Below are 19,603 nucleotides of genomic sequence, written 5' to 3'. Positions count from 1 at the left end.
TGCCAGTTGTGGATCCGGGTCGTGTGGTCGAGTTCGAGTCGGGTCTGCGGTGGCGGGACGGACCGATGCTTAGACGGACTCTCCAAGGTCTTGAGCCAGCCAACCCGGCGTGTCGAGTCGGATGGGCTCTGTACCGATCAATTCGGTCAGGAGCGACTCGAGCTCGGCAAGTTTCGCGGGACCGATCCGCCGTTGCCACTGTTCGCGCAGTTCGTCGAAGATCCGCTCGCCCTCGCGCAGCATCGCGAATCCCCGGTCGGTTACGTGGAGGCGCATCCGGCGGGCGTCAGCCGGATCCACCTCGCGAGCGACATAGCCACGCTCCTCCAGGATCGCCACCGTCCTCGCTGCTCCTTGCTTCGTGACCGACATACGGCGGCCCAACTCGGAGGCGCTGTCGGCACCAGCTGCGATGGCCCGCAGGGCGAAGTCGTGAACCGGTCGAACGTCCTCATAACCGCGGGCGGCCAGTTCGAGCGTGGCCGCGTCGACCAGCGAACGAAAGCCTCCGAGCATCAGCAAGGCGAGGTCGGCACCAGAGCGAGACATGGCACCAGCCTATGGCCCCACCTAGACATAGACAACAATGTTGTCTATGGTGAAAGACAACAATGTTGTCCAATTAGGAGCACAGTATGACGACCATCACTCCGGCCGGCGCCACACTTCCCGGCATCACCCATCACAGCGCAGACGTGAACGGAACCCAGTTGCACTACGTCTCCGCCGGCGGCTCCGGATCGCCAGTCGTCTTGATCCACGGCTTCCCGGAGACCTGGTGGGTCTTCAACAAGCTCATCCCCTTGCTCAGCCGGCAGCACCGTCTCTTTGCCGTCGACCTGCGTGGCTTCGGGGACTCCGGCACCGCGGGAGACGAGCACAACAGCTCGGTCGCGGCGGCGGACCTGAGCGAGCTCATCACCACCCTGGGCGTCGGCCCCGTCCATCTGACCGGGCAGGACGTCGCCGGCGCGACCACCTACCGCGTCGCGGCCACCCACCCCGAACTCATCAAGAGCTTCACCGCGATCGAGACCGGACTGCCCGGATACGGGGTCGAGATGCTGGGCGACGTCACCCACGGCGGAGCGTGGCACATCGGCGTGCTCGCCGCGCCGGGCATCGCCGACATGCTCCTGACCGGTCGCGAGCGAGCCTTCCTCGCCGACTACGCGATCCCAGCCATGAACGGCACACCTGGCGCATTCAACAGCGGCGACGTGGACGAACTCGTGCGCTCGTACTCGCGGCCGAACGCCTGGGCCGGCGCGACCGGCCTCTATCGGTCGCTGCTGTCGGAAGGCGAAGAGATCAAGGAACTGGCAGCCCGGAAGCTCGAAATGCCCGTACTCGCAATCGGCGGATCATCGGGAGAGTTCACGCCCGGCACCCTCGCCCAGGTCGGCACCGACGTGACCCCGGTCGTGCTCGACGGCATCGGGCACTTCGTGGCCATGGAAGCACCCGAGCGCCTCGCCGGCACCCTCCTGTCGTTCTACGAGAAAGTCGACCAGTCCTAACGAGCAGACCCGTCGACCGGCGCGGAACCTGGCTCGCGCACTCCAGAGCTTGACTTGTTCAGTGAAGGTAGCCGTCCCACTTGGGTTCGTACATGCTGCCGCCGGGCAGCGCGTTCGGGCCCGGGATGGTGTCGACGGCCCGGGCGAGCTCGAGGTCGACCGGGCCGACCAGGTCGGCCGGGAGACAGACTTCCGGATCAGGTTTGCGGGCCCAGGGCATCGTCACCTCGCGTCCTTCGGCGGCCGAAGGGTGGCCACACGACGGCGATCACCCGCTTCACCTGGTCCTCCGGATCTCGCTTCGGGCAGAAACGGTGGTGCTCGGGAACATCCGCCCCGTCACACTTGCCGCACCACCAGGCCATGAGGTCAGGATGCGCCCCACCGAGCGCCACGCGCTGCAGCTGAGTCTGCGCCGACTCGGAGCTGACGGCAGGCCTGGACATGCCGCAACAATCCAGCCGAGGACCCAGGGTTACCTCACGTGGCCGTACAGGCATCGTCGGTGGTTGCCTGAAGCCCCGGTACTGCCAGGCCCGCCACCGCACGCCTGGACGCTGTCCGCGCGCCAAGGGCACTGTGAAGTGGTGGTGGACATCGACTCCGTAGCCGTGGAGCTATACGGGCTGACCCCGGACGAGTTCACCGCTGCCCGCAACCAGCTGGCCAAGGCCGCCAGCGGAGGCTCGACCGCGGCAGCGATCAAGGCGCTCCGGAAGCCGACGCTGGCGGCATGGCTGGCCAACCTCCTCGTGCGGGCCGACCCGGACGGCATCAACGCCCTCACCGAGCTCGGCGAAGAACTCCGCGCCGCACACCTGTCAGCAGACGGCGCCCGCCTACGCGCGCTCACGCCGAAACGGCACGACCTGGTCAAGGGATTCGTGGCGTCGGCTCGCGCCGAGGCGCAGAAGCTGGACCGCGCGACCACCCCCGCCGTCGCGGACCGGCTCACCGAGACCCTCGATGCCGCGCTCATCGACCCCGGCGCTGCCCAGCTGCTGCGCAGCGGTCAGCTGACCAGTGCGCTTCGGCACGTGGGGTTCGGCGTCGTCGACGAGAGAGCGGCGAGCCCGCAAGGCTCGCGCCGATGAAACCCCGCACCGTCCGCAGTACGCCGGCGAAGAAACCGACCCGGAAAGCCGCCCGGCCGGAGCCGTCAGGTGCCGACCGGGCAGTGCAGCGCCGCCGGGCAGAGCTGCAGGCGCGCGCGGACGAGGTCGAGGCCGAGTACCGCGAAGCCGAGAACGAACGCGCCGAAGCCGAATCCGTCCTGGACGCGAACCAGCACCACGTCGCAGACCTCCAGGCCACCATCGAGCGCCTCAACGAAGAGCTCGAGCACGCCCGCGAGCAACTCAAGACCGCCCATCGCGAAACGTCGCGGCTCGAGCGGGCGCTGGACCGTGCGACCCGCACCGCCGCGGCCGTACAACGCCGACGCGACGCCCAGCAGCAGCGGCTCGCGAACTTCGACGGCTAGGTCATGAAGCGCCCGGCTCGATCGGGCCCGGGTGACAGTTCACGCCCCGCCAGATCCAGATGTGCCCCTGCCGTGGCCGCTCGTACCCCAGCGCCCACCCCGCGGCATCCGGGACGGTGCGACCTATCCGCTGCGCAGCCCTGATCCGCTCCACGAAGTCTTCCTCGTGGAACTGCTGGCCGGCGCCAGGGCCATCCTGCAGCCGGATCGTCGGTCCCTTCGACGTGGCCATCAGCCACGCTCCGTCTGGCGCAGATCGGCTTGTCGGATCCACACGAATCTGCCGTCGACGTCGCGGACCCGCCCGATCCACTCCCCGTTCTCGCGGACCCAGGCGTCCAGGACGCCGGCCGGCTGAAAGGCTTCGACCGGAACGGGCGGGTCGACGCGGCGAACGGTGTCGCGGTCGCGGTAACCGTGCGCGTCGTACTGGAGCTCCAGATCAGCCGCCTGATCGTGCGCGGCCTGCTCGGCCAGGCCCGAGCCGCGCTGCCCGTTGGCGGCGTTGTCCCAGACCATCCAGTCGCGCTCGCCGTCGCCCGGGCGCACATTGAACCGTCCCACCATGACCCCTGTCATGTCGCAGGACATCGGTGACGGTTCTGGATCGGGACATCGGTGACACTTTCGGGGATCTTGGTGGTGACACTTCGGTGAGTCGGCGGCGCGGGTGAGGCCTGGCTCGGTCGACTGCGCCGGTGCCGAAGAACGAGTCTGTTGATCCCGGTGTCCGTCTCGCGACACCAAGAAACTCCAACGCGCAATGATGCGCGCGACCGGGCGTGCCGCCGGCCCGCTTCGCGCATGGTCGTAGCGTCCCAGCCCGCCGCCTCGATGGACGTGATCGATCGAGCCGCCCACTCAGCCGGGAGCACACACACCCAGCCGGAGCATCACGCCGCGGCTGGCCGCTCCCGTGCCGCTCTAGTGCTGTGGCCAAGAATTTGCCCCGCTACACGAATCTGAGGATCGGCGCTCGTCACGTCCTGCAGTTGTCCATTGGCGCCCTGGGATGCGAAGTCAGGAAACTGTGATCAGCCCCGGGCCTGCCTCGATTACGACGTCACCCGGATCCACATCGTGGCCTGCGTCGCAATGGATGCGGACTCCGACGGCTGCGCCGCAGGCGCGGTGGGTCGCACGCACGGGCGGGCCCGCCTCGTCGGTCTCCCACTTCGAACCCCATTGAAGCAGGGCATAGACAACGGGCTGGAAGTCCATTCCCTTGGCGGTCAATTGGTATTCGTGCCGGGTCCGCTGACCGGGCTCCTGGTAGGGCACCCGCTCCAGCAGCCCGGCGGCGGTCAGTTCCTTGAGCCGGGCTGCCGCCGCGGGCTCACCGATCCCGACTCGGCGGACAAAGTCCTCGAATCGGCGGGTGCCGAAGATCGCCTCCCGCAGGACCAGGATCGCCGAACGAGTGCCGACGACGTCGATCGAGGCGGCGACCGAGCAGTTGGCCATCGACCAGGTCTCCCGGTGGCTGAGCAGATCTGTCATGTCACGAGTGTAGGGCTGACTTGCGTGAACAACAGTCTGGGCCGTAGTCTGCCAACTGACTTAGGCAAACAGAAGCCAGCCTGGCGAGTAGTCGACTGCTGCGGCGTCGGAAAGACGGCCACCTGGGTCGACGGTTGTGAGCTGGTGCCGCGGATCGAAGGTGGGCGGGATGACAGACATTCTTGATACGCGAAGCGTGCCTGCCGCCGTTCGCGCCGAGGTGGTACGGGAGACGATTGCCAGCGCGAAGGTGCGGGTCGAGATCGATTTCCCAGCCGAGGCTGGGCCCGCGGCTGCGTACGGCGCCATCAGTCAGCTCGGACAGCTGACGGTGTGTTCGGTCCGCTCGAACGCGCTCACTGTGGAGCGGACACCGGCCCTGGCCCGGGACGAGCTTGCGCCGAGCATCTTCCTCGGTCTCCAACTGGCCGGTTCGAGCCTGGTCGTCCAGGGTGGCCGGGAAGCGGTCCTCAAACCACGCGATCTGGTCATCTACGACTCGACCGCGCCGTACACGCTGGTCGATCCCGACGGCATCCGCCAGCACTTCTTCCGGATCCCCATCGCTGCCCTGGGCCTGCCGCACGACGCGATCAGACAGATCTGCGCCACGACTCTCAGCCCCGGGCATCCGATCGCTGACCTGGTCGCCACCTATCTGTATCGGCTGGCAAGCCGCCCGGACATTTACACCCACCCGGCTGCCGACGCGGTGAGCCACCCGAGTGTCGCACTGGTCCGTGCGCTCATCACCACCCACCTGGATGCCACCGCACTGGGGAAGGAACCACTCCACGCGACACTGCGGTTGCGGATCCTGGAGTACGTCCGCGCCCGGCTGGGCGACCCCGGGCTGCACCCCGGCCAGATCGCCGCCGAGCACCACATCTCGGTGCGGCACCTCTACAACGTCCTCGCCGCGGGCGGGATTTCGCTCGGTGACTGGATCCGCAATCAGCGGCTGGAGGGCTGCCGCGAAGACCTCGCCCGGCCCGGGTTGCGATCGTTGACGATAGCAACGGTCGCCCGGCGTTGGGGATTCACCGATCCGTCCAGCTTCGGCCGCGTCTTCCGTGCTGCCTATGGGCTCTCGCCGCGCGACTGGCGAGCCCAGGCACACCGTGATCCGGTAGGTGCCACGGTGTCTCGACCCTGATCTCGCCACCGTAGTAGCCGCTGAAACGTGCGCCGACCGCCGATGTCTGCACTGCGTGCGCGGTCCTCGGCCGGAGGTGGTGGCGGGCTAGTCGAGCTCTCGCCACTGCCATGTGGTCATCTCGGACGCCGCGAAGGTGGCGGTGGACCATTCGTGCACAGGTATCTGCACGGTGTGCAGGATAACGCGCGCAACGGCGCCAGCGGCTGCGGCCGGCCCTAGCGTCGATTCCGACACCACGAACGGTGTCCTCGACGGGCGGCCCACACGCCACCTTCTGGACGCACGCCGAGCCGTTCACGCCGCGCTGCTGAAGCTCCTCTCCAAGCTCGGCACCGCCGCTGAACCCCCCCCCGCCCGGCGAGCCCGCTGAGCGGATAACGAACCCCGCAAAGGACATGCCATGCGTACACCGAAGAAGTCACTGCCCGCGGCCGTCGCGGCCCTCACCGCCGGCGTGCTCGCGCTGGGCATCGGCACCGCCACCGCCAGCAGCGCGCAAACCATGCAGAACGACGCGCCGCTCAAACCGACGATCGTGCTCGTGCACGGCGCGTGGGCCGACGGCTCGAGCTGGTCTGCCGTCACATCAAAGCTGCAGAGCGCCGGATACACCGTCGACGTCGAGGCAAACCCGCTGCGCGGCCTCGCAACCGACGCGCAGTACCTGCGTGATCTGCTGGCCACCATCCCTGGCCCAGTCGTGCTCGTCGGGCACTCCTACGGCGGCATGGTGACCACCAGCGCTGCCACCGGCAACCCCAACGTCAAGGCCCTCGTCTACGTGGATGCCTTCATCCCCGACCAAGGCGACAGCCTAGGCGCGCTCGCCGCCGCACAGCCCGGCTCCGAACTGGACCCGAACACCTCGATCACCACGGTGCCGATCCACGACGCCGGCGGAAACGTCATCAACGCCGACGTCTACATCAAGCCGAATCAGTTTGCGGGCCTCTTCGCCGGTGGTATCCCTGCCAAGCAGGCCGCCGTCCTGGCCGCCACCCAGCGGCCACTGACCGCCAGCACGCTCAGTGAGACCCTCGCTGGTGTTCCGGCGTGGAAGACCATCCCGTCCTGGGACCTCATCGGTACGGCGGACAAGGTGCTGCCACCGGCGGAGCAGCAAATCATGGCGCACCGCGCCGACGCGCACATCACCAAGGTCGACGCGCCGCACCTGTCGATGATCTCCGACCCGGACGCGGTCACCGACGTGATCGTCGACGCCGCCCGTGCCACCAGCTGACCGGCCAAGCGAATCGTCACCGATGTCCTGACACATCGAGTGTCACCGATGTCCTGATGCAGAACTGTCACCGATGTCCTGAGACATCACATACGCACTGATCGATCTACCAGGATCCACTAGAACATACTTTCCCTTAAGCTCAAATCCTGAGATCAGGGTGTGACCTGGGGGTCTGCGTCGTGCACGGTGTTCGCGACGCAGACCCCCCAGGGCCCACTCAGTTGCAGGCTGCGCCGGCTTCCCGAACTGGGCATTGCAGTTCGACCACCACGTTGTCGGGGTTGTGCGAGTCGAGCTGGAGTTGGCGGTGAACGCCATAGGACTCGGGAGCGGGCCGGTATACCCCAGAATCCTGCTGCTTCAGTGAAGATCCGACTGGACCTCGTTCAGTCGATGCCTTCGACGACGCGGAAGTCGCGCTCGACGCCGTCGGAGAGGGCGACCAGCGCCTCCTGGTAGGCCGCACTCTCGCGCGCCGCGACGGCCTGCTCGAAGCTGTCGAACTCGATCAGGACGGTCCGCTCGGCGATTCCGGCGTCATGCGCCACGACCCTACCGCCACGGGCGAGGACCCGCCCGCCCCCGGCCTTCACGGCCGGACCGGCCAGCTTGTTGTAAGCAGCCAGCTTCTCAGGGTCTGAAATGGTGCGGTAGACGCTGACCCAGTAGCCCTTGGGCATGGAACCTCCAGTGTTGGGATGAGTGCATCTGACTTACGGGTTGGTCTCGGACGAGCGTCGGCGGGCGAGAGCGAGGCTTGTCAGCGTCGCGATCGCCATGGCGCCGATGCCGACCAGCGCCGCGGTGGTGTAGGCGCTGTCGTCGGGGAAGAGGTGGCCGGGGCCGGTGCCCGCGGCGAGGATCAGGCCGCCGATGGCGCTGCCCAGGGAGTACCCGACGCGGAGCTCAGGTTGCGGCTGAGTGGAGAAGCTGACGCACAGCTGGGCGACCCTCCTCGTCGAGACGGATGACAAGATGCCGGTTCCACCGTTCGTCGGTACGGGGGTGGTCGGAGCGCCAGTGACACCCGCGGCTGTCCTCCCGGGTGATCGCTGCTGCGACGACCGTTCGCGCCACCGTCGCCAGGGGGCCGTCTCCCGCCGACTCGAGCTCGTCGAGGGCGGTCTGCAATCCGGCGCCGTCGCGGCGGATACCGGCGTGTTCAGTCAGGATCGCCCGGATCCTGTCCGGTTCGCGGTCCTCTCCCAAGGTCAGCCAACTGGGCTGCCCGTACGACTCCGCGGGCAGGTCGAGGGTCAGAGCCGTGGCGACGCGCCGCCCGAAGACCAGGCCTTCGAGCAGGCTGTTGGATGCCAGTCTGTTGGCTCCGTGGACGCCACCGCCCGCGGCCTCGCCGACGGCGTAGAGACCCGGCACATCGGTTGCGCCGTCGCGGTTCGTCCGGATTCCGCCGCACAGGAAGTGTTCGGCCGGGGCTACCGGGATCGGCTCGCTCAGCATGTCGACGCCGATTCGCCGGCAGGACGCCAGGACGGTCGGGAACCGCCGGCGGATGGTGTCCTCCGGGATCGACCGGGCGTCCAGCCAAACGTGCTCGCACCCGTCGCGCCGCATCGTCGACTCGATGGCCCGGGCAACGATGTCCCGCGGAGCGAGGTCGGCACGCGGGTGCACGTCGGTCATGATCCTGCGGCCGCGCAGGTCACGGAGTACGGCGCCTTCACCGCGGACGGCCTCGGTGACCAAGGGGAGCTGACCTGTGCTGTTGCCGGTGAAGAGTGCGGTCGGATGGAACTGTACGAACTCCATGTCGACCAGCGACGCCCCGGCCTGCAGCGCCAAGGCGATGCCGTCGCCGCGGACGGTCGACGGATTCGTGCTGGCCAGGTAGGCGTTGCCGATCCCGCCGGTGGCCAGCACGACGGCGCGAGCGTCGATCTGGCTGACGTCCGCGTCCTCCTCGACGAGTACGCCGGCGATGTGTCCGGAGCCCGACTTGATCAGGCCGACGGCCCGTCCTGTCACCGTCCGGACGCCGGCGAGCTGCACTGCCTGGTGGAGCGCGCGATGAACTTCGGCGCCGCTGGCATCGCCGCCGGCATGGACAACCCGGTGGCGGTCGTGGCCACCTTCGAGGGTTCTCGACAGTGAACCGTCGCTGTCGCGGTCGAAACGAGCGCCCAGGGCGATCAGTTCGGCCAGGCGCTGTGGACCTTCCTCGACGAGTGCGCGGACATTGCGCGGGTCGCAGAATCCTGCGCCGGCGATCTCGGTGTCGTGGGCGTGGTCGAACGGGTCGTCGTCGCCGTACGCGGCGGCGATCCCGCCCTGTGCCCACGGTGTACTCCCGGAACCGGCACTGACAAGGAGTATGTTCCGGGTCGCCGCGAGGCCCAGCGCGGCCGACAGGCCGGCCACACCGCTGCCGATGACGACGATGTCGGCGGATCGTCTCACCGAGCACCACCGGGTCTGCCGATGGCAACCATCCGCTCAACCGACTGCCGGGCACGCTCGGCCACGTCGAATGGCACCTCCACCTCGTCGCGGCCCTCGCGGAGGCACCGCAGCAGCAGTTCGGGCGTGATCATCTTCATGAAGCGGCACGAGGCCTTCGGGTTCACCGGCCGGAAAGTCGTACGCTGGTTGACCTTGCGCAACTGGTGGAGCATGCCGATCTCCGTCGCGATCAGCGCCGTCTTCGCCGTCATGTCGCGAGCGGCGCCGAGCATCCCGGAGGTGGAGAGAATCCGGGTCCGGTCCGCGGGCAGATCACCGACGCCGGCGAGCCAGATCGCCGAGGACGCGCAGCCGCACTCCGGATGCACCAGAACCTCCGCCGTCGGATCGGCCGCCACCTGAGCCCGCAGATCGGCCGCACTGATCCCGGCGTGGACGTGGCATTCACCCATCCACACGTGGATGTTGTCGCGCCCCGTCTGCCGTCGCACGTGGTTGCCGAGGAACTGGTCGGGCAGGAACAGGATCGGCTGGTCCGCCGGGATCGACTCCACCACGTCCACAGCATTCGACGACGTGCAGCACACGTCGGCCTCCGCCTTGACCGCGGCGCTGGTGTTGACATAGGCAACCACCGCGGCACCGGGATGCTGGGCCTTCCAGTTGCGCACCTGATCGGCGTCGATCGTGTCGGCCAGCGAACACCCGGCCTGAGCCGTGGGGATCAGCACGGTCTTGTCCGGACTGAGCAGCTTGGCGGTCTCCGCCATGAAGTGCACGCCGCAGAAGACGATGGTCGATGCCTCGGTGCGCGCGGCGATCCGCGACAACTCGAGCGAGTCGCCGACGTGATCGGCCACATCCTGGATCGCGGGGTCCTGATAGTTGTGGGCGAGGACGACCGCGTCCCGCGCGCGGGCCAGGCGTCGCACCTCTTCTGGCCAGGTCGTCGCAGTGCTCTGGGCAACGAACATTGCCTTCTCCCTTCCTTCGGCTAGTTTTCGCCTGTTAGGCGATAACTAGGGGTGACGTTACCATCGGCGACATGCCCGTCGCCAAGAAAAGTGATCCGGTCAACATCCCCAGCTATCCGCACGAGGTGCTGGCCGTGGTGCTTTCCGTCCGTGACGGCAATCTGTGCGTCCTGCTGTGGCGGCGCGGGCAGAGCCCGTTCAGGTATCGCTGGGCGCTGCCCGGGGGTGGCGTGCAGCCCACGGAACGGCTCAGGGAGGCGATCACCGGTCATCTCGCGGCGAAGGTCGATGTCCGTGATGTCGCCCATCTGGAGCAGTTGGCCACCCACAGTGCGATCGATCGAGATCCGCGGGCGCGGGTCCTCGCGACCGCGTACCTCGGGCTCGTTCCGTCCGACGTACAACCGAATCTGCCGGCCGACACGGCCTGGCACCGGGTGGACGAGTTGCCGCGTACGGCGTTCGACCACCACTACTTCATCGACGCGGCCGTGGGGCGGCTACGGGCGAAGCTCTCGTACACGAACATCGGGTTCGCTCTGGCTCCGGCTGAGTTCACCATCGCCGAGCTACGCGACCTGTTCAGTGCCGCCTTGGGCTATGAGCTCGGCGCGACCAATCTGACCCGAGTTCTGACCCGGCGACAGGTCATCGGCCCGACCGAGCGGACCGCCCGGCCCGGACAGTCCGGCGGGCGCCCCGCCGCGGTCTACAAGTTCGTGGCCCGCGAGTTGACGGTGACCGACCCGTTCGCCGTACTGCGCCCACCCCGATGATCCGGCTCACGGCCGCACAGTCTGCTCCTGAGGCTCGAACGGACTGATCAGCAGGCTGGTGTCGAGCGCCGGTGCCGAGTGCGTCAGCGCGCCGACAGACAGGGCGTCGACTCCGCTGGCGGCGATGTCGGCGACAGTCTCGAGACTGATGGTGCCGGAGGCCTCGAGCCGGCATCCGGATCCGGATGCGTCACGCTGCTCGACCACTGACCTGATGACGTCGGTGGACATGTTGTCGAGCATGATCCACTCGACCTGGCAGTCCAATGCCCTCGTAGGCCTCGGCCAGCGTGGCGACTTCGACCTCGACGGCCAGGTGCCGGCGGGTCGCAGCCATGCCGTCGCGGACCCTTCGGACGGCTGAGCGGACGCCACCTGCGGCAACTGTCACCCGAACCCGATCGACTGACCTGAGCCGTCGCCGCGGCGGCGCAGCGGCCGGGCGACCACTCGATCGCGCCGCGCCCGTCTCGCGCGGCGGATCATCTCGATCCGGTCGGGGTCGAACCACCACTGCCGGTCCTGGAAGACGGCTGGCAGTTTCTCCGCCGCGGCCAGCTGGGTGACGTAGATGGCGGTGAGCCCCAATCGTTCAGCGGTCTGTTTGGTGTTGAGGTATCCGGGCGGGCCGGCGGGGCGCCGGATCGGCGGTTGGGTTTTCGCGGCCGTGATGGCCGCGAGGTCGGCCGGGTAGACCATCGACTGCGTGCCAGGGACGAGTCGCAGGTGGCCGTCGGCGACGAGCTCGAGGGTGGCCTTGAGCGATCGACCCTGCGTGAGGGCGGCGTCTTTCAACGGGATCGGTTCGCCCTTGTCGCGCAGCGCCTCGACGTCCGACAGCAGCAGCGGGCGGCCGTTGTTCGGCGGGCCGTGCCGGGGCACCCGGCCGAGCGCGACATACCGGTGGACCTGCGCGGGCTTCTTGCCCAGGACAACGGCTGCTTGCGCGATAGAGATCCGGGGGTCGTCGACCATCCGAGGCTGCCCGAGCAGTGGATCGACGGGGGGTTCGCCCGGTTCTTCGTGCTGGTCGCCCGCCATGCACCAAGCCACACACGAACGGCGTGCTGGCTAGTGTTCCAGCGTGTTCAGTCGCTGTTGCTCTGTGTCGCGGCGCTTGCGGACGGCGGCGGCGTTGCGTGCGGCCTGGTGGAAGGCGCGTTGCAACCGCGGGAGTTGTTTGCGGGCGTCGCGGAGGGCTTGGCGGGTCTATTCGAGTTGGTCGTTGAGCCGGTCGAGGTCGGCTTGCAGGTCGGCGAGCCGGTGCTGGTGGGCGTCGAGCAGCTGCTCGGCCTGGTCGCGGTCGGCCTCGGCGGCGGTGTAGTCGGCTTCGGCGGCGCCGAGGCGTTTCTGCTGCACGGCGCGGCGTTGCGCGAGGGTCCGGTCGACCTTGGCCCGGCCGGCGGCTGGTGCGGCGGCGCGCTTCTGGCTTCGGCGCCGGGGCCTTGGCCGGGGGTGGAGCACGTCTCACGACGCGGGGCAGGATCGGGGCGAGCTGGGCCGGGTCGCCGTTCTCGTCGACGACGCCGAAGCCGACATGTCGCAGGGCGCTGGTCAGCTGTCCGGTCCGCAACAGCTGCACGGCGCCGGGATCGACGAGCGCGGCGTCGAGGGTTTCGGTCAGCCGCTCCGCGGTCTGGCCGGTGACCCGTCGGCCCCGGCGGCTCGCTGGCTCGCAGCCTGCACGAGGTGGTCATGGCGCCGCCGAGTGAGTTCGCGCCGGCTGGCGCTGTCGGCCGTCAGGTAGGTCTGGCGCAGCTGCTCCCCCCGCTCGGTCAGGGCATGAATCCCGTCGGGGTCGGCCCGGACGAGCTGGTTGGCCAGCCACGCAGCGACCGTGGGCTTGCGCAGGGCAACGATCGCAGCCGCGGCCGGCTCGTCACCGCGGTCCCGTACCTCCTTCGCAAGCCGGTTGCGGGCAGCCACGAACTGCTCGGGTGGCAACCCGTACAGCTCCACAACCGCCGCGTCTATCTCCACGCCTCCACGATCCACGCCCGATCAGCCGCCGCCAACCTCGCCCGGAAACCTCGGCAGGTCCTCGGGCCGAAGGTCGGGGCGCAGCGCTGGGAGTGGGCGTTATCGGAACCTGCGCTATTCCACTTAACTGGCAGGGACGGGAATTGATGAGAAGGGAGTGGCCGGGCTGAGCGGCCGCACTCATCGCGGCACACACGACCTTCGCGGGCGCTGGCCAGCGCCGGTGCGCCGATCACTTCACCCCGGCCGTCGAGATCGGCTGGCGCCTGTCGAAGGATGCCTGGGGCAACGGTTATGTCACCGAGGCGACACGGGCGTCGGTGGATCACGCGTTCGGTCCGGCGGGCTGGACGAGGTGGTGTCCTTCACCGCGACGACGAACAAGCCGTCCCAGCGGGTGATCCGTGCTAGCTCTGGCAGAAATGGTGGTGCTACCCCTGATGCGTCAGGCCAGGGCATCGGCTTGGCTGGAGACCGAGCGTAGGTTGGCGAGGGGGACTGGGGACGGTTGATCCTCTCGCTGTCACAGGCGATCCCGCGCGCCTGCGCGGATCGCCCTCGGAACAAGCGAACGGTCAAGGAGTCCCCATGAATCAGCCGAACGATTCACGCCTGGTTACCTCCACCGCGCAGTCTCCACCACACGATCCCGCCGCCTCCCGCACCGGTTCGCGGCGGATCCCTGTCGCTCGTGGCACATTTCGGAGCAATCGCACCCGGGGTCTGCTGTGGCTGCTGGCTCTGGTTCTCGTTGGCGTGACGCTGCCGGCCCTGCCCGCCGACGCAACCTTCCCGGGTGAGAACGGAAGGATCGCCTTCCGCCGGTTCCTCAACGAGGAACGCACCTGGGGTGCGGTGTTCACCATCCGCCCGGACGGGTCGGGGGAGCGGCAGATCACCAAGCCGCCACAGGGTTTCGTCGACCGGAACCCCGACGTCTCCCCGGACGGCCGGCGGATCGCCTTCGAACGCGAAGGTGTCGACTGCGGACCTGACTGCAGCTTCGTCGAGGTGTTCGTGGTGAACTCCGATGGCACCCATCTCAAGCAACTGACACGGAACCCCGCTGGTCAGGTCTGCGGCAGCGGCGGCTTCTGCAACGGCACCCCCGCCTGGTCCCCGGACGGTAGGCACATCGCCTTCACCCGCGCATCCGGTCTGGTCGTCGACGACACGATCGAGAATGTCGGCATCTTCGTCATGAAGGACGACGGCTCCCAGATCCGCCAGGTGACCCAGAAGGTGCGCCCGTCCTTGGGGGAGGACTCGGACCCGCAATGGTCACCGAACGGCCGCGCGATCGTGTTCCAGCGGCGCAACGTCCGGACCGCGCAACCGGCTAACGGCGTCGCGCTCTTCGTCGTCGACCTGGGGTCCCACCGTCAACGGCGAATCACGCCTTGGGAGTTGCGAGCCGGAGACACCCCGGACTGGTCTCCTGACGGACGGCGGATCCTGTTCCACTCGAACGTGGACGGCGCGCCCGGCGTCTCCGCCAACCTGTACACGGTTCGCCCGGATGGAACAGGCCTGCGGCAACTCACCTTCGCCACCGGCGGCGTGGTGCAGTACCTCGGTTCCTCCTACTCTCCGGACGGACGGATGATCACGTTCGGGCGCTTCCCTGAAACCGGGGGAACGAACGCAGACGTCATGATCATGCGTACCGATGGCACCCACGTCCGTCGCGTCACCCACACGGTGCTGTACGACAGCTATCCCGATTGGGGCCCTGCAGTCCATCGATGACGTGCCTCCGATTGCCGGACACTAGTCGCTGCCGGGCCGTGTGGCAGGGCGGGGTACGGCGCCGTAGCATCGCGCAGTGGAGATCTCGCAGCTCCGCCCACGGCCCGACTCCCTCCTTCGAGAGGTGGGTCACGTATGAGTGCCGCATGCAGTGCAGTCCGAACTGGCCGGCAGCACTGCCATTGACACGGGTCAGCCGGCGTCCAGGAGCGCCCCACAACGGCGGTCGAGGCCATTCTGTAGAACTGGTGATAACTACTGTTACAACAGGAGGGCGAAGTCGGGGTGCTCTGCTCGGGGATCTCTACCCGGGGCGGCGATCAGTGGGGCGGGAGCCCAGGCGGTGAAGTCTGCTCTATCCAGCCCGGTAGCTTCGACGCCGCATCGAGCTACTCAACGCGGCCAAAACCGGCAGAGTAGAGCCCTAGCCATCAAAGCTCGCTGCTCGCTCGAAGAAGTAGGAAGCATCTGCTGATTCAAGTTCTGCTCGGCTTGCCGGCTGGACGTTCTCATCGGAGTTCGGCGGTAGCGGCGACGAACGCGTTCCAATCCCGCCCGGCGCGGCGGGCCCACTGCAGCGCGGTGGTGATGTTGAGTCCGAACAGGCTCACGACGACCGAGGCGGGCAAGTCGGCCGCCAACGCGATCAAGGCGGCGTTGCGGGATGCTCGGACGGAGATGCCCTGCTGGCGCAGGTGTGTGGACAGTACTGAGGCGTTGATGTGGCCCTTAGTGCTGCGTCCTGGGAACAGCCAGGAGTGGCCACCATTGGTCGGCGCGCTGATCAGTGCGAGCGCGCTCGGGTCGCGGGGCGGGGCCGGCAGTTGATCGAGAAGCCTGCGCATGCTTGGCGGCACGGCGATCACGGGGGAGGTCAGGGTGGGGCGGCGACCGGTGGGCGTGAGGTGTTCGTTGGTGAGCTCAACAATTCGGGTCAGCTGAAATCCATAGAGCAACAGGAGCGCGCCAGCCGCCCGGAGGTCGACCGCCAGATCGCCGTCATGCAGGCAGCGCGACAGCAGTTCCCAGCGGTCGGCGTCGCTGAGGACGATTTCGGGGTCCTGGGTAACTCGCGGTGGCAGTCTCAACTCGTGCCGGGTGATGCCTCGGCGGCGGGTCCAGCGGAGGAAGTCGGCGACATGCTGCCAGAGCGGGTAGTCCTCGATCCAGCACTCGAGGTGCGGTTGACTCAGCTGCTCAAGTGTCAGGTGGTGGGCATCGAGCCAGCCCAGCAGATGGGCTGCGGCGGTGAGTCTGTGCTGCGCGCCGCGCAGTTGGCTGCTGGTGAAGCGGCCGGTGCGTTCATGCTGTCGCTGCGCGTGGCGGAGCACCCACCAAGTGCCATAGGTCAGCAATATCCGCCGTTGGCTCGCAGGCAGTTCCTTGGTGATGGTGGTGATTCTGACCTCGAGCTGGGCGAGGGTTTCAACTCGCGAGGGGAGGACACCGATGTCCACCAAAGTCCGGCGCAGGGACCACACTGTTCGGCCGTGATACTGGTCAAGGAACTCATGGGTGACATCTTCCCCGCGGCGGTAGGCGGTTCGAAGGACTTCCGCTCCCCCGGTTGGTTGTGCCAACCATTGCATAACCGAATGGGGTCGTCGGCTGGCCGCCAGGGCGTCGGTCACGATCTGGGCCTGCGGGCTCAGCTGACTGGAAGCACCGGCGAACTGCTCGGTGAGCATGCGGCGAACCGAGCAACGGACACAGACGTGAGCCTGGTAAGGCTCCTCTCCACCGCCGCACTCGACACACAGGTAGCTGTGCGGGCTGTCGGAGCAGGGGCCACAAACCGACAGGTCAACCCGCGTCCCGGCAGCGTCCGGTGACTCGGCAATCAGAACGCGCAGCTGACCGCAAAGCAGACACGGCCCGGGGTTCTGCCGCGCATGCCGGTAGCACGTAGGGCAGACCGGACCGACCGGCCAATACGCCGTCGCCTTCTTCGCAGGCGATCCGCAGCAGGCGCAGGTCACCGGACGGGTTCACGTGCTGTCCGGGCGGCGGATCGTCGTGCGACGCGGCCGCGGCGCCGCGCCGTCAGGCCCGCCCGCTCCATGCGCCTGCTTCGCCACGGTCTGATTGACCACGGCAACGGTGATCAGCTCGTTCGGAGTGCAGTCCAGGATGTCGCACAGCGCCGCGAGCACATCCATGCTGAGTCGCTGAGGTGGCGAAGTAACGAGCCGGTAGACCTGCTCGCGGGACAACTGGACACCGCGCTCCGCCAGCAGCGGCACCAGGTCCGTCGTCGAGAACAACCCGCGCTCGGCCATCCTCAACCGCAGATTCCACTCGATTCCCATCTTCTTGTTCACTGCCCTGCCTCGCCATCAATGTCGTCGTTCCACAAGTCCGGGTGTCGCGCGGCCAACGACCGTCGCAGCAAAGTGTTGCGGTACGCATCCGAAACCGCGGTATAGATCGCCGTCGTCGACGCGTAGGCATGACCGACCTGCTCCTGCACGAACCGCTCGGGATAGTCGAACTCGACCAGATGCGTCACGTAGGAGTGCCGCAGGCAATGCAGGTCCAGCACCGGGTCGAGACCTGCCAGATCCCGCACCGCAGCAAACGCCTCATTCAGTCCACGCATCGCCAACCGACTACGCCGCTCGGTCACCCACAATGCCCCCAGGCCGCCAGGATCGAACCGCGGCCGCAACTCGTCGATCGACAATCGCAGCGGCTGCACAATCCAATCCATCTGCGGCGCCAGCAGCACCGTGCGCCGCTTCGGCTGACCACCGCGGCTCGACTTACCCCAGCGCACCATCACCGCCCCGAGATCGCCGTAAGCCGGCACCTTCGGATTGCGCCGCAGATCCACCAAATCCAGCCCCCACGCCTCCTGCCGGCGTAGCCCAAACGCATAAATCGTCTTCAAGACGACCGAATCCCGGTGCGCGGCCAGCACGCCCTTGCGGCCGCCCGCCGCCGCGCGATCAATCCGATCGTCGGCCGCATCGAACAGCGCCTGCACCTCGTCATACGACAGCGGCCGCCGACCCGGCGCGCCCTCGTACTGATCGAGGTGCAGCACCATGTTCCACTCATCGAGCACCTGCTGCGGTGCCTCACCGAACCGCTCCACACACACCGGCTGCCAGCCGTAGCGGCCATCGGTTAGGTACTCCAGAAACAGCCGCAGGTCGATCACATAACCGCGCGCCGTCGACGGCCCGATTCCAGCATTCGACCGCAGATGATCAACGAACGCCTCGACCTCCGCAGCCGTCCACTGCCACGGAAACAAGCCCGAGAAGTCCACCAACCGCTCGACCACCCGCCGCCTCCGCCGCAGCGTGTCGGCTTTCAGGAACCGCACCCGCTGCTGGCGCGACCAGCCCTCCAGCATCGCCTCGAGCACCGACCGCTCCGGCTGCAACAGCCCGATCCCAGGCACCAACACCACATGAGCAGCACCAGGCAGCTCTACCGGCCGATCCGTCACGGTTGCATCTAACACAACATTGATGCACGACGCTAGCCCTTCTCTGAATAGTTGCCTCAACGACTAGCGTTCAGCCTCACCAGGCCGACTCGATCACGCTGAAGCACCGTTATCCGGAAGTGTCGGAAGGTCTGCTGGACGCAACTCCGCGCGGAGCCGCACGTAGCGCATCCCGTGCCGAGCCTGGCCGGCCTGGGTCGCGGCATCGGCGGTGACCTCGGCCACGACGACCGGTTCGACCTTGATGAGCGGCTTCTTCGAGTCCAGGCCGCCCCACCGGTAGGAGGTGATCTCGTCCGGCCAAGGGTGTCCGGGCCGCGCGGCGGTCAGTGCGGCGGCGAGCTGGGCGGCCTGGTCGGGTTTGAGCGCAACGGTGCGCCCGACCACCACCAGCTCGCCGTCAGTGGTGTAGAGGCCGCCGATCACAACCTCCGGGTGGCTGATCGAGCCCAGCACCCCGCCGACAATGACCTCGCGAGTCTCACGGTGCTTAACCTTCACCCAGGCGTCGCGGCGACCCGGGGTATAGCGGGAGGCTGCGCCCTTCACGACCAGACCCTCCACGCCCATCGCGGCCGGCAGCACCTCGAACCACTCGGTCGCCTCATCGACGTCGGCGGTGACCGGGGTCAGCTGCAGCGGCGGCACCCAGCCGCGCGACACCTGCTCCAGCCGCTCGCGGCGCACCGCCCAGCGCTGGGTCCGCAGATCGACCCCACCGGCCGCGAGCAGATCGAACGCGGCGAACGAGGCCGGCAGCTCGGCAGCCTTCGCGCGCGCCTTGGCGGCGCTGGTGACGAGACGCTGCTGCAGCGCGTCGAAACTCAACCGGCCGTCCGCGCCGAGGATCACCAGCTCGCCGTCGAGCACGACTCCGTCCGGGAGCTGCCGGGTGGCGGCCGTGACGATGTCGGGGAACCGGTTGCTGATCTCATGCCGGTTGCGGGTCCACAGCCGCGCCCGGTCACCGCTGCGGACGATCGCGACACGGTAGCCGTCCCACCTTCACCTCGTAGCGTGATCCACCTGGCAGGGCGTTCGGTGCCGGGATCTGGTCGACCGAGCGGGCCAACGCGACCTCCACGGGTCCGGCTAACTCAGCCGGGATCCGCACCCCGGTCGGCTCGCTACGCCGCCCCGCCGGCGTCACGCGGGGCCTCTGCGCCGCCCCCGGCCGAACGGCGGCCACACACACCACGACCACCACCCGCTGCACGGTCAGCGACTTGTCCCGGTGCGGGCAGAACCGGTGGTGCTCAGGGACGTCGGCCCCGTCGCACTTCCCGCACCGCCACGCGCTCGCCACGGCACCAGCATGCGCCCGCTCGTCAGCTCATG

The 19,603-nt window shown here is 68.0% G+C and carries 26 protein-coding genes; 9 read left to right on the top strand and 17 right to left on the bottom strand.

Annotation, left to right across the window (positions count from 1 at the left end; genetic code table 11):
* Positions 1 to 69: 69 nt before the first annotated feature.
* On the bottom strand, positions 70 to 549 hold the full coding sequence (locus EV644_RS38535; protein WP_132195501.1) for a MarR family winged helix-turn-helix transcriptional regulator: 480 nt from the start codon (positions 547 to 549) through the stop codon (positions 70 to 72).
* Between the two features lie 86 nt (positions 550 to 635).
* On the opposite strand from EV644_RS38535, the gene EV644_RS38530 reads away from it, so the two are divergent.
* On the top strand, positions 636 to 1,520 hold the full coding sequence (locus EV644_RS38530; protein ID WP_132195499.1) for an alpha/beta fold hydrolase: 885 nt from the start codon (positions 636 to 638) through the stop codon (positions 1,518 to 1,520).
* A gap of 58 nt (positions 1,521 to 1,578) precedes the next feature.
* Here the strand turns inward: EV644_RS38530 and EV644_RS44905 are convergent, their stop codons facing one another.
* The gene (locus EV644_RS44905) at positions 1,579 to 1,746 is read right to left on the bottom strand and encodes a hypothetical protein (protein WP_158293058.1); all 168 of its coding nucleotides are present in this window, start codon (positions 1,744 to 1,746) and stop codon (positions 1,579 to 1,581) included.
* Between the two features lie 283 nt (positions 1,747 to 2,029).
* Between EV644_RS44905 and EV644_RS38525 the strand changes: the two genes are divergently transcribed.
* Complete coding sequence (locus tag EV644_RS38525) at positions 2,030 to 2,614, top strand: hypothetical protein (protein WP_132195497.1); 585 nt, start codon at positions 2,030 to 2,032, stop codon at positions 2,612 to 2,614.
* Positions 2,611 to 3,003 (top strand): hypothetical protein, encoded by a 393-nt coding sequence (locus EV644_RS38520; RefSeq protein WP_132195495.1) that lies wholly within the window; start codon positions 2,611 to 2,613, stop codon positions 3,001 to 3,003. The genes EV644_RS38525 and EV644_RS38520 overlap by 4 nt, the downstream gene beginning before the upstream one ends.
* Position 3,004: 1 nt before the next feature.
* On the opposite strand, the gene EV644_RS38515 is transcribed toward EV644_RS38520, so the two are convergent.
* The 3 genes from EV644_RS38515 to EV644_RS38505 form a co-directional block, all read right to left on the bottom strand.
* Positions 3,005 to 3,235 carry a hypothetical protein gene (locus EV644_RS38515; RefSeq protein WP_132195493.1) on the bottom strand — a complete coding sequence of 77 codons (231 nt, stop codon included), beginning with the start codon at positions 3,233 to 3,235 and terminating at the stop codon, positions 3,005 to 3,007.
* Positions 3,235 to 3,570 carry a hypothetical protein gene (locus EV644_RS38510; protein WP_241999321.1) on the bottom strand — a complete coding sequence of 112 codons (336 nt, stop codon included), beginning with the start codon at positions 3,568 to 3,570 and terminating at the stop codon, positions 3,235 to 3,237. Before EV644_RS38510 ends, EV644_RS38515 begins: the two co-directional genes overlap by 1 nt.
* A 453-nt stretch (positions 3,571 to 4,023) precedes the next feature.
* Complete coding sequence (locus tag EV644_RS38505; protein ID WP_132195489.1) at positions 4,024 to 4,503, bottom strand: winged helix-turn-helix transcriptional regulator; 480 nt, start codon at positions 4,501 to 4,503, stop codon at positions 4,024 to 4,026.
* Between the two features lie 169 nt (positions 4,504 to 4,672).
* Here EV644_RS38505 and EV644_RS38500 point away from each other — a divergent pair, with 169 nt between their 5' ends.
* Together EV644_RS38500 and EV644_RS38495 are read left to right on the top strand one after the other, a co-directional pair.
* The gene (locus EV644_RS38500) at positions 4,673 to 5,659 is read left to right on the top strand and encodes an AraC-like ligand-binding domain-containing protein (protein WP_132195487.1); all 987 of its coding nucleotides are present in this window, start codon (positions 4,673 to 4,675) and stop codon (positions 5,657 to 5,659) included.
* Positions 5,660 to 6,062: 403 nt separating this feature from the next.
* Positions 6,063 to 6,905, top strand: coding sequence for an alpha/beta fold hydrolase (locus EV644_RS38495; RefSeq protein WP_132195485.1), 843 nt, complete (start codon positions 6,063 to 6,065; stop codon positions 6,903 to 6,905).
* Between the two features lie 389 nt (positions 6,906 to 7,294).
* Here EV644_RS38495 and EV644_RS38490 read toward each other — a convergent pair whose 3' ends face one another.
* From EV644_RS38490 to nadA, 4 genes are read right to left on the bottom strand one after another with little or no spacing between them, the layout of a single operon-like run.
* On the bottom strand, positions 7,295 to 7,588 hold the full coding sequence (locus EV644_RS38490; RefSeq protein ID WP_132195483.1) for a DUF1330 domain-containing protein: 294 nt from the start codon (positions 7,586 to 7,588) through the stop codon (positions 7,295 to 7,297).
* 33 nt (positions 7,589 to 7,621) lie between these two features.
* Positions 7,622 to 7,882, bottom strand: coding sequence for a hypothetical protein (locus EV644_RS38485; protein ID WP_199240251.1), 261 nt, complete (start codon positions 7,880 to 7,882; stop codon positions 7,622 to 7,624).
* Complete coding sequence (nadB, locus tag EV644_RS38480) at positions 7,815 to 9,326, bottom strand: L-aspartate oxidase (RefSeq protein ID WP_132195481.1); 1,512 nt, start codon at positions 9,324 to 9,326, stop codon at positions 7,815 to 7,817. Before nadB ends, EV644_RS38485 begins: the two co-directional genes overlap by 68 nt.
* Positions 9,323 to 10,303: a quinolinate synthase NadA gene (gene nadA / locus EV644_RS38475; protein ID WP_132195479.1), complete on the bottom strand. Its 981-nt coding sequence runs from the start codon at positions 10,301 to 10,303 to the stop codon at positions 9,323 to 9,325. The genes nadB and nadA overlap by 4 nt, the downstream gene beginning before the upstream one ends.
* A gap of 71 nt (positions 10,304 to 10,374) precedes the next feature.
* Here nadA and EV644_RS38470 point away from each other — a divergent pair, with 71 nt between their 5' ends.
* Positions 10,375 to 11,079, top strand: coding sequence for an NUDIX hydrolase (locus EV644_RS38470; protein ID WP_132195477.1), 705 nt, complete (start codon positions 10,375 to 10,377; stop codon positions 11,077 to 11,079).
* Between the two features lie 6 nt (positions 11,080 to 11,085).
* On the opposite strand, the gene EV644_RS38465 is transcribed toward EV644_RS38470, so the two are convergent.
* The gene (locus EV644_RS38465; RefSeq protein WP_241999320.1) at positions 11,086 to 11,310 is read right to left on the bottom strand and encodes a beta/alpha barrel domain-containing protein; all 225 of its coding nucleotides are present in this window, start codon (positions 11,308 to 11,310) and stop codon (positions 11,086 to 11,088) included.
* Between the two features lie 10 nt (positions 11,311 to 11,320).
* On the opposite strand from EV644_RS38465, the gene EV644_RS47355 reads away from it, so the two are divergent.
* Positions 11,321 to 11,443: a hypothetical protein gene (locus EV644_RS47355; protein WP_255511446.1), complete on the top strand. Its 123-nt coding sequence runs from the start codon at positions 11,321 to 11,323 to the stop codon at positions 11,441 to 11,443.
* 23 nt (positions 11,444 to 11,466) lie between these two features.
* On the opposite strand, the gene EV644_RS38460 is transcribed toward EV644_RS47355, so the two are convergent.
* The 3 genes from EV644_RS38460 to EV644_RS38455 form a co-directional block, all read right to left on the bottom strand.
* Positions 11,467 to 12,054 carry a hypothetical protein gene (locus EV644_RS38460; RefSeq protein WP_132195473.1) on the bottom strand — a complete coding sequence of 196 codons (588 nt, stop codon included), beginning with the start codon at positions 12,052 to 12,054 and terminating at the stop codon, positions 11,467 to 11,469.
* Between the two features lie 234 nt (positions 12,055 to 12,288).
* The gene (locus EV644_RS44900) at positions 12,289 to 12,438 is read right to left on the bottom strand and encodes a hypothetical protein (RefSeq protein WP_158293057.1); all 150 of its coding nucleotides are present in this window, start codon (positions 12,436 to 12,438) and stop codon (positions 12,289 to 12,291) included.
* Between the two features lie 261 nt (positions 12,439 to 12,699).
* Complete coding sequence (locus EV644_RS38455; protein WP_132195471.1) at positions 12,700 to 13,059, bottom strand: hypothetical protein; 360 nt, start codon at positions 13,057 to 13,059, stop codon at positions 12,700 to 12,702.
* A 182-nt stretch (positions 13,060 to 13,241) separates the two neighbouring features.
* Between EV644_RS38455 and EV644_RS46875 the strand changes: the two genes are divergently transcribed.
* Together EV644_RS46875 and EV644_RS38445 are read left to right on the top strand one after the other, a co-directional pair.
* Positions 13,242 to 13,460 carry a GNAT family N-acetyltransferase gene (locus EV644_RS46875; RefSeq protein WP_369410602.1) on the top strand — a complete coding sequence of 73 codons (219 nt, stop codon included), beginning with the start codon at positions 13,242 to 13,244 and terminating at the stop codon, positions 13,458 to 13,460.
* Positions 13,461 to 13,647: 187 nt separating this feature from the next.
* Complete coding sequence (locus EV644_RS38445) at positions 13,648 to 14,808, top strand: TolB family protein (RefSeq protein ID WP_132195469.1); 1,161 nt, start codon at positions 13,648 to 13,650, stop codon at positions 14,806 to 14,808.
* Positions 14,809 to 15,317: 509 nt separating this feature from the next.
* On the opposite strand, the gene EV644_RS38440 is transcribed toward EV644_RS38445, so the two are convergent.
* The 4 genes from EV644_RS38440 to EV644_RS38425 all read right to left on the bottom strand — a co-directional run bounded on the left by EV644_RS38440 (position 15,318) and on the right by EV644_RS38425 (position 19,219).
* A complete protein-coding gene (locus EV644_RS38440; protein WP_132195467.1) occupies positions 15,318 to 16,496 on the bottom strand; it encodes a hypothetical protein in 1,179 nt (392 codons plus the stop codon).
* Positions 16,497 to 16,796: 300 nt separating this feature from the next.
* On the bottom strand, positions 16,797 to 17,129 hold the full coding sequence (locus EV644_RS38435; RefSeq protein ID WP_132195465.1) for a helix-turn-helix domain-containing protein: 333 nt from the start codon (positions 17,127 to 17,129) through the stop codon (positions 16,797 to 16,799).
* Positions 17,126 to 18,265 carry a tyrosine-type recombinase/integrase gene (locus tag EV644_RS38430; protein WP_199240250.1) on the bottom strand — a complete coding sequence of 380 codons (1,140 nt, stop codon included), beginning with the start codon at positions 18,263 to 18,265 and terminating at the stop codon, positions 17,126 to 17,128. Before EV644_RS38430 ends, EV644_RS38435 begins: the two co-directional genes overlap by 4 nt.
* 93 nt (positions 18,266 to 18,358) lie before the next feature.
* On the bottom strand, positions 18,359 to 19,219 hold the full coding sequence (locus tag EV644_RS38425) for an ATP-dependent DNA ligase (protein WP_241999326.1): 861 nt from the start codon (positions 19,217 to 19,219) through the stop codon (positions 18,359 to 18,361).
* Between the last annotated feature and the right edge of the window lie 384 nt (positions 19,220 to 19,603).

This window comes from Kribbella orskensis (assembly GCF_004342085.1).
Classification (GTDB): Bacteria; Actinomycetota; Actinomycetes; order Propionibacteriales; family Kribbellaceae; genus Kribbella; species Kribbella orskensis.
The sequence above is the reverse complement of the archived record's forward strand: the minus strand, read 5'-3'. Positions and strand labels throughout refer to the sequence as shown.